This is a genomic window from Morganella psychrotolerans (assembly GCF_965118875.1).
Taxonomy (GTDB): Bacteria; Pseudomonadota; Gammaproteobacteria; order Enterobacterales; family Enterobacteriaceae; genus Morganella; species Morganella psychrotolerans_C.
Genome location: NZ_CBCPJD010000017.1, coordinates 35,888 through 47,793 on the forward strand (window position 1 = coordinate 35,888; position 11,906 = coordinate 47,793).

The 11,906-nt window shown below is 50.4% G+C and carries 10 protein-coding genes; 3 read left to right on the forward strand and 7 right to left on the reverse strand.

From position 1 onward, the window contains the following. Positions 1–97 precede the first annotated feature (97 nt). From ACMHKJ_RS15430 to ACMHKJ_RS15440, 3 genes are all read left to right on the forward strand, one after another. A complete protein-coding gene (locus ACMHKJ_RS15430) occupies positions 98–1,735 on the forward strand; it encodes an HAL/PAL/TAL family ammonia-lyase (RefSeq protein WP_413495247.1) in 1,638 nt (545 codons plus the stop codon). Beyond that, positions 1,668–1,874 (forward strand): 2-hydroxymuconate tautomerase family protein, encoded by a 207-nt coding sequence (locus tag ACMHKJ_RS15435; protein WP_413495249.1) that lies wholly within the window; start codon positions 1,668–1,670, stop codon positions 1,872–1,874. The genes ACMHKJ_RS15430 and ACMHKJ_RS15435 overlap by 68 nt, the downstream gene beginning before the upstream one ends. 101 nt (positions 1,875–1,975) lie before the next feature. Beyond that, positions 1,976–3,004: a serine hydrolase domain-containing protein gene (locus ACMHKJ_RS15440; protein ID WP_413495251.1), complete on the forward strand. Its 1,029-nt coding sequence runs from the start codon at positions 1,976–1,978 to the stop codon at positions 3,002–3,004. 88 nt (positions 3,005–3,092) lie between these two features. Here the strand turns inward: ACMHKJ_RS15440 and ACMHKJ_RS15445 are convergent, their stop codons facing one another. The 7 genes from ACMHKJ_RS15445 to dppA all read right to left on the reverse strand — a co-directional run bounded on the left by ACMHKJ_RS15445 (position 3,093) and on the right by dppA (position 11,743). Next, the gene (locus ACMHKJ_RS15445; RefSeq protein WP_413495253.1) at positions 3,093–4,823 is read right to left on the reverse strand and encodes a M16 family metallopeptidase; all 1,731 of its coding nucleotides are present in this window, start codon (positions 4,821–4,823) and stop codon (positions 3,093–3,095) included. Positions 4,824–4,988: 165 nt separating this feature from the next. Then, positions 4,989–5,696, reverse strand: coding sequence for a HAMP domain-containing protein (locus ACMHKJ_RS15450; RefSeq protein ID WP_413495255.1), 708 nt, complete (start codon positions 5,694–5,696; stop codon positions 4,989–4,991). Positions 5,697–5,886: 190 nt separating this feature from the next. Then, complete coding sequence (gene dppF, locus ACMHKJ_RS15455) at positions 5,887–6,885, reverse strand: dipeptide ABC transporter ATP-binding subunit DppF (protein WP_413495257.1); 999 nt, start codon at positions 6,883–6,885, stop codon at positions 5,887–5,889. Then, positions 6,878–7,861, reverse strand: a complete 984-nt coding sequence (gene dppD, locus ACMHKJ_RS15460) for a dipeptide ABC transporter ATP-binding protein (RefSeq protein WP_413495259.1) — start codon at positions 7,859–7,861, stop codon at positions 6,878–6,880. The genes dppF and dppD overlap by 8 nt, the downstream gene beginning before the upstream one ends. A 10-nt stretch (positions 7,862–7,871) precedes the next feature. Then, positions 7,872–8,774, reverse strand: a complete 903-nt coding sequence (gene dppC, locus ACMHKJ_RS15465) for a dipeptide ABC transporter permease DppC (protein ID WP_067368784.1) — start codon at positions 8,772–8,774, stop codon at positions 7,872–7,874. A 12-nt stretch (positions 8,775–8,786) separates the two neighbouring features. Continuing rightward, a complete protein-coding gene (gene dppB / locus ACMHKJ_RS15470; protein ID WP_413495261.1) occupies positions 8,787–9,806 on the reverse strand; it encodes a dipeptide ABC transporter permease DppB in 1,020 nt (339 codons plus the stop codon). A gap of 323 nt (positions 9,807–10,129) precedes the next feature. Next, a complete protein-coding gene (dppA, locus tag ACMHKJ_RS15475) occupies positions 10,130–11,743 on the reverse strand; it encodes a dipeptide ABC transporter periplasmic-binding protein DppA (RefSeq protein ID WP_413495368.1) in 1,614 nt (537 codons plus the stop codon). Between the last annotated feature and the right edge of the window lie 163 nt (positions 11,744–11,906).

Below are 11,906 nucleotides of genomic sequence, written 5' to 3' on the forward strand. Positions count from 1 at the left end.
TTATTATTTGTCTCTCCTTATTTTTACCGGCTTTTGCTGTTTATTTATCAGGCTATAGTCATCCCGCTTATTTTTCTGAAGAAACGGGAATGTCATAATGAAAGTATTATTCTCTGCACTGCTGTTTTTAAGCTTTGCGGCCAGTGCAGTAACAGAGCTTGACGGCCGCTCACTGACTCCGGAGGCGATAGCCCGCGTAGCTGATGGCGGGCAGGTAAGTATCTCCCCGCAAACAAAAGCGGTTGTACATCAATCCTATATTACCCTGATGGCGTCTGTGGCAGCCGGTCAGCCGGTTTACGGGATGACACACGGTGTCGGATTAAATAAAGATAAAAAAGCCGCAGAAGATGCCGCACAGTTTAACCGGGATTTACTGCGCGCCCATGCCGCCGGAACAGGCAAACCACTCAGTATCAGAGCAGCACGGGCTGTAATGGTCACACGGCTGAATATGCTGCTGACCGGCGGCAGCGGTGCTCATCCTGATGTGATAGAAACATATATCCGTTTTCTGAATCAGCAGGTAACGCCGCTGATCCCCTCCTCCGGCTCAATCGGGGAAGCTGATATCACATTGCTCAGCCATATCGGACTGGCAATGATAGGTGAGGGAGATGTTTATTATCAGGGAAAACAGATGCCCGCCCTGATTGCCCTGAAAAAAAGCACCATTCCGCCTCTGCAGCCGGTTGCCAAAGATGCCCTTGCGATCATAAGCTCGAATGCCTTTTCCGCGGCCCTTGCCGCACTGGTCCTGCATGATATCTCCCGTCTGATAAACCTGAATTTTTTATCTTACGCCCTCAGTCTTGAAGCGCTTAATGGTCATATTTCACCCTTCAGGTCTGAAACACTGCAACAGCGGCCTTATCCGGAAGTGATACAAAGCGGAACGATACTCCGTTCATTACTGAACGGTTCTTCCCTGACAGAGCCGGATACTTCACGTCCGTTACAGGATCCGCTGAGTTTCCGCTCCGGTGTATATCTTCTGGCAGACCTGCTGGACAGTTATCGGCGGGCTTACCGTCAGTTATTTATCCAGCTCAACAGTGCTGATGACAACCCGGTTGTTATCCTGCCGGATGCCGCGACACCTGCGGGAGCAGTGCGCCCTTCTGCAAACTTTGAATCACTGCCTGTGGTAACTGCGTTTGAGCAACTGAATATGTCAATGGCCCGCTATTCTCTGGCGGAGGCTCAGCAACTCGTTGTATTAAATACGCCTGCATTCACTGGCCTTACCCGCTTTTTAGGTACTGAGAATACCACTCATGCTTTTGGTGGCGTGGAAAAAACAATGATGTCTGCCGCCATACGTAATAAAAGCCTCGCACTTCCGGTTTCCCTTGATTATCTGCCGGTCGCCGGCGGGCTGGAAGATATCGCCACCAATGCTCCGCTGGTCATTGACCGCTTACAGCAGCAGGTTGATAACAGCTATGAATTACTCAGTATTCTGCTTATTCACAGCGCACAAGCTATTGATTTGCGCAGGCAAAAAAATCCGCATTTCAGGCTCGCACCTGACACAGCTTCACTCTATGATGTGGTGAGAGCATCAGTCAGCTTTATGGATAATGATAAATCATTACAGACTGATATTCAGACAATTGCAAACATCCTCCGGGATAATAATAGCCACACTATCATCAGGAGCCACTATGCCATTTGTACACATCCGCATCACCAAAGAGGGTGCGACAGAAGAACAAAAACAGAAACTGATTGAAGGTGCGACTCAGTTACTGGTTGATGTGCTGGGGAAAAATCCGGCATCCACATTTGTGATTATTGATGAAGTGGAAACAGACAACTGGGGTGTCGGCGGAAAAACAGTGACACAATTGCGTGCTGATGCGAAAAAATAGCCTGTACCATCCTGAGGCGGGTATTCCCGCCTTTTTATTTCTGTCATATTGTTGTCATCTCACATATTTTTTGATTTGTTAATGATTGAGGTGACCTGACTATGCCGACTCAAAATCTGTCTGCTCTGTTGCAGAATGTTCAGCCCGCCGGTTTTGCAACGGCAATGTATTTTACCGGCGAAGGTTGCGAACTCCCTGACGGGCTGGCACACGGCGGTCTGAGTAAAACAGACCACACACCCGTCACACCGGATACCCCGATCCGGATAGCCAGCAATACCAAAACATTTACCGCCGCAGCCATCCTGCGGTTATATGAGCTGAAAAAACTTACACTGAATACCCCGGTCGGGCCGCTCATCACTCCGCAATATGCACAGTGGCTGACACAAGCAGGCTATGACCTGACAGCAATTACTGTCTACCATCTTCTCAGCCACAGTGCCGGGCTGTATGACCATGCAGACGAACACTATGTTAAAGAAGTGCTTGCCGATCCCTGTCATCTCTGGACGCGGGATGAGCAGATCTGCCTTTATATCAGCCGCGGATATCCGCTGATGGAACCCGGTACCTGTTTTCTCTACTCAGACACCGGCTATTTATTACTGGCGGATATTATTGAGCACATCACACAGTTGCCGCTGGCGCAGGCTGTCCGCGAACTGCTGCGCTTCGATGAGCTGGAAATGACATCGGCATACTGGGAAGTGTATGAGCCGGTTCCGGCAGGGCTGCCGCCACGGGCGCATCAGTATCTCGGTAGTATCGACGGCGATACCATCAGCCCGACAATGGATCTCTACGGCGGTGGCGGATTGGTCATGTCGGTAAAAGATTTAGCCATGTTTATGGCGCATCTGTTTGAAGGTCGTATTTTTGACAGTCCCGGCACACTTGAAGAGATGCTGAAACAAGGTTCGCATGATGGCGCAGAAGATTACCGCGCCGGAATGATGGTCACTAAAAGAGAAGGACAGACACTCTGGTATCACCTGGGATTCTGGGGCACGGCGGCCTACTACCATCCGCAGAAAAAGATTGCCGCCGCAGGGTTTGTTAACAGCAGGGATACCCGACCGTGGCTGATGAATCTGCTGGAAACCCGTCTGTGCGGGAGTGATGATTAAACGCTCTGATTTCCCGGAAAAATACAATAAAAAAGGGCATCCGCAGATGCCCCCTCAGGCCGTCAGTAAACCGGCAATATTTTCAGTCTCAGGCGCTGACACCATCGGCGCCTGCATTATCAGCGGCCGGCGGCTCAGCATTACCGGGCTGCTCACCTTTTTTTGCCGGTGCGACAGCCGGTTTTTCCGGTTCAGCCGGTTTGACGACAGATAAAGGTGCCTGCACTTCAGCAGGCTGTGCCGGCTGTGAATGTGCCTGCTCTGCGGCTATTTTTTCAGCGGTAGCTTTCTCTGCTGCTTCAGCAACTTTTTCTGCCTGTTCCGCTTTAGCCTGTTCTGCATCCGCAGCTGCTTTTTCAGCTGCTGACGCGGCTTTCTCCGCTGCGGCAACCGCTTTGCCCGGATGCATTACTTTATCAAACTGCTCACGTAACTGTTCCACGTTCATTTCCGGCTCCCCTTTCGGCTGAGTGAAAATAAACCCGGTATCCTGCTCTAAAATCGCATGAATTTCAGCATTCAGAACTTCCGGCGTCAGGCTGTTCAGAAATGACTGACGCAGACGCTGATACTGTTCCGGCGGAATATCAATAATATTACTCTGCTGAGACATCAGACGCTGGTTAATCAGAATGTCGGTGGTAGTCCGGGCGTAGATAGCAAACAATTGCTGAAGCTGCGCCTGTTTCAGGGCGATCAGTCCGTTAAAACTGTCGGCAGAAATGCCCTTTTCTTTCAGAACTGCCAGCTCACCTGCCAGCTCCGCCGTAATCGCCGGCATTTTTTCATTCGGAGCCTGCACACTCAGCATGCAACTGGCACGCTGATATTGCATCCGGCAATCCATATTCATCGCCATGAATTTTTCGTTTTTCTTGCCCATGCTCTGTTGCAATGTGCCGAAAAGCGCCTCACGGGCCAGGTCGTTCAGCCAGTAGCGGTTGAGCGCCGTGGAATCTTTGACAGATGACCAGTTAAGATCCCAGACCAGTGACAGAACATCCTCTTTCTGATTTTCGCTTACCGCATGGACAGACAGGGGCTTCATCGGTGGCAGCGTTGCCACACTGACAGGAGTTTGCCGCTTACCTTCCAGCCCGGAAAATGCTTTATTGATACCGTCTTCCAGCGCACGTTTATCGACCGGCCCGGCAACATACAGCGTTACCATGTCCGGCGTGTACCAACGCTGATAAAAACTATTCAGTGCATCCACATCAATTTTATCCGCAACCGGTGGCAGCGGATCAAAACCTTGTAATGTGGTGCCTTTTATCCGGACTTTCCAGATAGGATCGTTAATATTCGGCGGATAAGTGGCAATTGGTGAATTTGGTGCGGCAAGTGCACCGGCAACCGTATCCTGATTAAAGATACCGTGTCCTGATACATCAGCCATCCAGCTCAATGCTTCTTTCAGCAGTTCCGGATTATTATTCGGAAGACTCAGGTTATATAAGGTGAAATCATAAGAGACAATAGCCGGCGGCAGCGGCATATTCGGGTCAATAGCATTACTCAGCAAATGAGAAAGTTGCTGAGTATTCAGGCTCTGACTGTTGAACATCACCACTTTCGGAATGAGATAAGAAAACCCTTTTTCAGCGGATTTTTCCATCATCGAGCCGGTCTGTACAGAAAGACGCAACTGGACCCGGTCATTCGGACGCTGCGGGGTTTGCAGTAGTTGCCAGTTAAATCCGTTTGCCAGCTTTCCCTGCTGCCATGCCGGATCAGGCTGTAATGCTTCTGCGTGTAACTGTGATGTGGCTGCAATCAGGATGCCACCGAGTAAAACACGTAAATAAGAGCGTTGCATACTAACCTCTTTTGATATGAATCCCTGGTATGCCTTCTTCTGAGGTTTACCACTGATGCCGGAAATAATATGACGTCAGGCGATAATGCGCTGGCAAAACTGACCGGCTTCCGGGACGTCCTTACAACTCGTCTGGGTTTAGACAGCAAACTGACCGGGAAGTTTTCATGATGGCCCTGATTTATGCTTATTAAGCTGATTTTGATAGCCTTTTGCTAACAAACCAATCTCATCATCTTCATGATACGGTGAACAACTGAGCATATCTGCCGGCTCAGCACTGTTCAGCTCACGGGCCATATTACGTAACGGGCGCACCATCAGACGGTTAATACACCAACTTATCGCGATCACCAGGACCAATACCAGTAACAGATAACTGGTTACCATCAGTGCCAATACATTCATTGCGAAACGATATATCCGGTTATCATCCACCTGAAGAATAAGATACCCCTGCGGGGGTTTTGCAATATGTGCCACGCCGTATGCGTAAAGCGGAACCCGGATTTCAACCGGGATCCCGAAGATCATTTTTGCTGCAGCCGGAATAGGCCGGTATGTGGCAAAATCCAGGCTGATAACCTGAATATTATCCGGTGTCATCACGATTGCCCGGCCTAAAATACCACTGGCGCGCAATGTTATCAGGATGGATTTAATTTCATTTAAATCAGATCCTAACAATGCATCTGCCAACGGTTTTCTGACCTGCACTGACGAATTAAAAAGCTGATTGGTGTAATCATCTTTCCGCTGTTGTATCAAATGCGATAACTGAAGGGTAATAAAAAGTGCGACAGTCACCAAAGTCACTACTGCAACAACTGACATCTGCTTAATTGTCAGCGACTTTTTGACTTTTACACGCATATTTCACGCCTTTCGTTGCAATTCAGTTATCACATCTTTCGTCATACGCAGTGATTATACGTCATCATTGTGCTTTCTGCTGAGCTAATCTCACCCCGTTAACAGTAAAGGCGATAATGAGGCCTCTCATTATCGCCTTTTGTCTTTCAGGAAAACATGTTTTTCTGTAATTTGCTGTAAAACAGCGCGTTTATTTCGCCATTTCTGCCTGCTCTTCCCTATCAACCGCAAAGCAGGCAATAAGCTGTCCGCCATAGGATTTCAACTGCGGCTGAAACTGTGTGCAGGTACTGAATGCATGACGGCAACGGGCGGCAAACGCACAGCCCGGTGGCGGATTCAGCGGGCTGGGCAGTTCGCCGGTCAGCTTGATCCGCTCACGCCGCTGCGCCGGGTTCAGACGCGGCGTTGCAGAAAGCAATGCCTGCGTGTACGGATGACGCGGATTCTCAAAAATCTGCGCTTTAGTCCCTTTTTCCACACAACGCCCCAGATACATCACCATCACATCATCGGCAATGTGCTCCACGACAGACAAATCATGAGAGATAAAGACATACGACAGACCTAATTCATCCTGCAAATCCATCATCAGGTTCAATACCTGCGCGCGGACAGACACATCCAGCGCAGAAACCGGTTCATCGGCGATCAGTACATCGGGTTCCAGCATCAGACCACGGGCGATAGCAATACGCTGGCGCTGTCCGCCGGAAAACATGTGCGGATAGCGGCTGTAATGCTCTGTTTTCAGTCCGACTTTTGCCATCATTGCCAGCACTTTCTCTTTGCGCTGTGCCGCACTCAGTGAAGTATTGATAATCAGCGGCTCTTCCAGGATCTGCCCGACTTTTTTACGCGGATTCAGCGAGCCATACGGGTTCTGGAAAACAATCTGGATTTTCTGACGGCGCAGTTTTTCTGCCTGCTTGTCTTCAACCAGTAAATTCTGTCCCTGATAAAACAGCTCACCACCGGTGGGCTTTTCTATCATAGTCAGTAAACGCCCCAGGGTGGATTTTCCGCAACCGGATTCCCCTACGACCGCCAGCGTTTTTCCGCGCGCAAGGTCAAATGAGACACCATCGAGCGCTTTCACCATCCGCTCCGGTGAAAAAAAACCTTTCTTCACCGGATAATATTTTTTCAAATCTTTTACGTGCAGCAGTGGTTGTATGATTTCACTCATGGCCTGGTCTCCCTTGATCATCCAGCGGCGTGTGACATTTCACCTGACGTGACCCGACAGTACGCAGTGCCGGTTCTGTCTTACGGCAGACCTCTGTTGCATAGGGACAGCGCGGGTTCAGCAGACACCCGTCAGGGCGGTCATACTTACCGGGCACAACGCCCGGCAGTGATTCCAGCCGGCTTTTATTACCCGCAAATTCCGGCAGCGCCCGTAACAGTGCCTGAGTGTAAGGATGCCGGGGCGCACGGAAGATATCCGCCGCTTTACCGGATTCCACCACCTGCCCCGCATACATCACAATAATGTGATGCGCCGCTTCCGCCACCAGCGCCAGATCATGGGTGATAAGCACCAGTGCCATATTTTCCTGCTGCTGTAATTCAAGCAATAGCTCAATAATCTGAGCCTGGATAGTGACATCCAGCGCCGTTGTCGGTTCATCTGCAATCAGCAGTTTCGGGCGGCAGGCAATTGCCATCGCAATCATCACCCGCTGACTCATCCCGCCGGATAACTGATGCGGATACACATCCAGCCGCGATGCCGGGTCCGGAATCCCCACCAGCAGCAGCAAATCAATGGCCCGCTGTAACCGGGTTTTGCGGTTACCGCCCTGATGCACTTTCAGGGCTTCCATTATCTGAAAGCCGACGGTGTAGCACGGATTGAGGCTGGTCATAGGGTCCTGGAAAATCATCGCCACATCCGAGCCTACCAACTCACGCCGCTCTTTTTCCGAAATCGTCAGCAGATGGCGGCCGTCAAACTCCAGGTTATCCGCCATCACGCGACCGGGAAAATCAATCAATCCCATAATAGCCAGTGAACTGACCGATTTTCCGGAGCCTGACTCCCCGACAATGCCCAGCACCTGACCTTCATCAACCTGGTAGCTGATCCGGTCAACAGCGCGGAATGGCATCTCTTTTTCACCGAAGTGAACAGATAATTTATCAACTGTTAATAACGCCATGTCTGCACCTCTACTGCTTCAGCTTAGGATCAAGGGCATCACGCAATCCGTCGCCCATCAGGTTAAACGCCAGTACCGTCAGTAAAATCGCCAGTCCCGGGAAGGTCACTACCCACCAGGCACTTTGCGTAAACTGTAAAACATCGGAGAGCATCGTTCCCCACTCCGGTGTCGGCGGTTGTGCGCCCATTCCTAAAAAACCTAACGCCGCCATATCCAGAATGGCATTGGAAAAGCCCAGAGATGCCTGCACAATCAGTGGCGCGAGACAGTTCGGCAAAATATTCACAAACATCTGGCGTGCAGCACCTGCACCTGCCACGCCGGAAGCCGTGACATAATCACGGCTGACCTCAGTGAGTACCGCTGCCCGCGTCAGACGGATATAGTGCGGCAGTGCGACAAAGGTCAGTGCCAGCGAGGCATTCACAATCGATGGTCCGAAGATAGCCACCAGTACCAGCGCCAGCAGCAGGCTCGGCAGTGCCAGCATGATATCGACGATGCGCATGATCAGGGCATCAATCCAGCCGCCGAAATAGCCGGCGACCAATCCCACAACCACGCCCATCAGTAATGAGAGCGCAACCACCAGACAGCCCACCAGAAGAGAGAGACGGGCACCAAACATCAGGCGGGACAATATATCCCGTCCGATATCATCAGTACCGAGCATAAATTCCCACGAACCGCCCTCCTGCCAGACAGGCGGCTGCAATAAATGTGTTCGGAACTGCTCATCCGGCAGATGCGGGGCAAGCAACGGGGCGAAAATCGCAATCAGCAGCATCAGCAGGATATAAATCAATCCGATTAATGCACCTTTGTTGCGGCTGAAATAAACCCAGAATTCACGCAGCGGAGAGAGAGGCTCAGGCGCGCGGGTAACAACATTGTTCGTTGAATCAGACATCGTGCGCTCCTCTTATTTTTTGTGGCGGATCCGCGGATTAATGACACCGTAGAGTAAATCCACACACAGATTAACCAGGATGATAAGAATGGCGATTAGCAGTACGCCGCCCTGCACCACCGGATAGTCACGGCGTTGCAGTGCATCAATCAGCCAGCGCCCGATACCGGGCCAGGAGAAAATAGTTTCTGTCAGAATCGCACCAGCCAGCATCACTCCGACCTGTAAGCCAATTACCGTCACGACAGGTAACAATGCATTACGCAGCGCATGCACCACAATCACCCGCAGACGGCTCAGCCCTTTGGCGCGCGCGGTGCGGATATAATCTTCACCCAGGACTTCCAGCATCGCGGAGCGCGTCATACGGACAATCACCGCCAGCGGAATAGTGCCGAGGACAATGGACGGCAAAATAAGATGCATCACGGCATCCTTAAAATCCCCGTCTTCACCCCAGACCAGGGTATCAATCAGCATAAACCCGGTGAGCGGCTGAGTGTCATCCAGGAAAACACTGTCGGCAAGCCTTCCTGATACCGGGGTAAGGTCAAGATTGACCGACACCAGCATAATAAGCATGATGCCCCACCAGAAAATCGGCATGGAATAGCCCGTCAGTGAAACGCCGATAACCGTATGATCAAATACCGAACCGCGTTTGACCGCCGCCAGCACACCTGCCGGAATCCCGACCGCAATAGCAAAAATCATTGCGCAGGTGGCAAGTTCCAGTGTGGCTTTAAAGCGGGGAACAAATTCATCCCACACCGGCTGACGGCTCTTTAATGAGATACCGAGGTCGCCGTGCAGGACACCATTAATGTAATGAAGGTACTGTTTCCAGTAAGGTTGATCTAATCCGAGTGCCGCCATTAACTGTGCGTGACGCTCCGGAGAAATCCCGCGCTCACCCGCCATAATAGTGACCGGGTCGCCCGGGATCAGATGAACAAATATAAACGTCAGTAATGTTATACCGATAAATGTCGGTATAACCATCCCTACCCGTCGGAGGATAAATTGCAGCATATCCCTGATTCCCTTGTAATGCCCGCTGACAGCGCTCAGGTCATAAAGACCGGACGAAAGGGAGGACTTTCCCTTATATACTCTAAATAATTCGGGATGCGTGCAGGCGACAAGCGAAGACTGACGGGGAGCATAGATAAACTATGTGACCCGGCGGGCTTTGCGCAGTCAACACCCAGGCATACTGAAGTATGACGAGTATACTCACACCATGAATAATATTATTTTAATTATATGTTCTGCATCAACCGTACTATGCGGTGCGATACAGGGTTCGCCGCCCTTACAGAGACGGCGAACCGGAGACACTAATTACTGACTTATTATTTTTCGATTGAAACTTTATCAAAGTGATGTTTGCCCAGCGGATCAACCACATAGCCTTTCACTTCTTTACGGACAGGCTCATACACTGTGGAGTGCGCAACAATCAGCGCCGGTTCCTGCTCTTTCATCACGACCTGAGCCTGCTCATACAGCTTGGCGCGCTCTTTCGGATCAGCGGTGGTACGCGCCGGCAGGATGATATTTTCAAAGGATTGATCACACCATTTCGAGTAGTTCGATCCCTGAGTTTTCGCGGCACAGCTAAAGAGTGTCGCAAAGAAGTTATCCGGATCCCCGTTGTCGCCTGTCCAGCCCATCATCACTGTCTGAGGCTCACCCGCTTTCGCGCGCTTGAGGTACTCACCCCACTCATAGGTTACGATTTTGGCTTTCACGCCGACTTTCGCCCAGTCAGCCTGGATCATCTCAGCCATACGACGTGCATTCGGGTTATACGGACGCTGAACCGGCATTGCCCACAGGTCAATTTCAAACCCGTTTTCCATTCCGGCTTCTTTCAGCAAGGCTTTTGCTTTTTCAGGATCGTACGGATAGTCCTGTAAGTCTTTGTTATAGCCCCACATGGTTGGCGGGATCAGATTTTTCGCTTTTTGTCCTGCGCCCTGATAAACCGCTTCGATAATAGCGTCTTTATTCACTGCCATACTCAGCGCCTGGCGGACTTTGACATTATCCAGTGGTTTTTTCTCAACGTTATAAGAGAGATAGCCAACATTCAGACCAGGCTGCTCTTTCAGTACAATGTTTTTATCCGCGCGCATGCGATCCAGATCCGCCGGGTTCGGGTACGGCATTACCTGACATTCGTTTTTCTGCAATTTAGCATAGCGGACAGAGGCATCAGGCGTTATAGAGAACACCAGGCGATCCAGTTGCGGACGACCATTCCAGTAATCATCATTAGCTTTATACAGGATGCGGGAATCTTTCTGATACTGCTGTAATACAAACGGTCCGGTACCAACAGGGTTCAGATCTACTTTTTCCGGCGTTCCGGCTTTCAGCATCTGATCCGCATATTCAGCAGAAAGAATGGAGGCAAAATCCATCCCGAGGTTTGCCAGGAAAGGTGCTTCTGAGCGACTCAGCTGAAAACGGACGGTGTTATCATCGACTTTCTCGATTTTCTCGATGATCTTATCCATATCCATGCCGCTGAAATATTCATAACTGCCGCCGGACACTTTGTGATACGGATTCTCCGTATTTTTCTGACGATCAAACGTAAAAATCACATCATCAGCATTAAAATCACGGGTTGGTTTGAACTCTTTAGTGGTGTGGAATTTAACCCCTTTACGCAAATGGAAAGTGTACGTTTTACCATCCGCACTCACGTCCCAGGTCTCTGCCAGACCAGGTTCCAGTTCTGTCGTTCCGGCTTTAAACTCGACCAGCCGGTTATAGAGCGGAACCGAGCTAGCATCATAGGTTGTTCCGGAGGTAAACAACTGCGGGTTAAACCCTTCCGGTGCCCCTTCAGAACAGAAAACCAGCGTGCCTGCCGCGTTAACACTTGCAGATACTGCCAGTGCAATCAGTGTGACACTCAGCTTCATCAACCCTGTCTTACGTTTGGCGACTTTCATCATCGTTATCTCCGCCTGTCATTGTATGTTGTGTTTATCTGCAGTCCGGTAAAGCAGTGCGTACCACAGATTTCAGTTTGATTATTATTTTTTGACTCTTCACTAAATCAACTGTCACACAGGCAGTCAATACTATTGACTGTAGACCCCGACAACACATAAG